We start from the raw sequence: 204 nt of genomic DNA, 5'->3' as shown, positions 1-204 counted from the left end.
TGGGGCTATAGCTCAGCTGGGAGAGCGCCTGCCTTGCACGCAGGAGGTCAGCAGTTCGATCCTGCTTAGCTCCACCACTCTTTAAGCGCACTTCTCTTGAAATAAAGAGACAATAGTGCTTTTAAAAAGTGGGTCCTTCGGGAAACACATGCTCTTTAACAATCTGGAAAGCTGACTAGTAAATTCAACCATTAGGTTGAATTA

Annotated in this window: 1 tRNA gene; it reads left to right on the top strand. The window is 45.6% G+C overall.

Going from position 1 to position 204, the window contains the following annotated elements:
* The first annotated feature begins 1 nt into the window (after position 1).
* Positions 2 to 77, top strand: a tRNA-Ala gene (locus MD588_RS26030).
* Positions 78 to 204: the final 127 nt, after the last annotated feature.

This window comes from Photobacterium obscurum, from assembly GCF_026191635.1.
In the GTDB taxonomy this organism is placed as follows: Bacteria; Pseudomonadota; Gammaproteobacteria; order Enterobacterales; family Vibrionaceae; genus Photobacterium; species Photobacterium obscurum.
The sequence above is the reverse complement of the archived record's forward strand: the minus strand, read 5'-3'. Positions and strand labels throughout refer to the sequence as shown.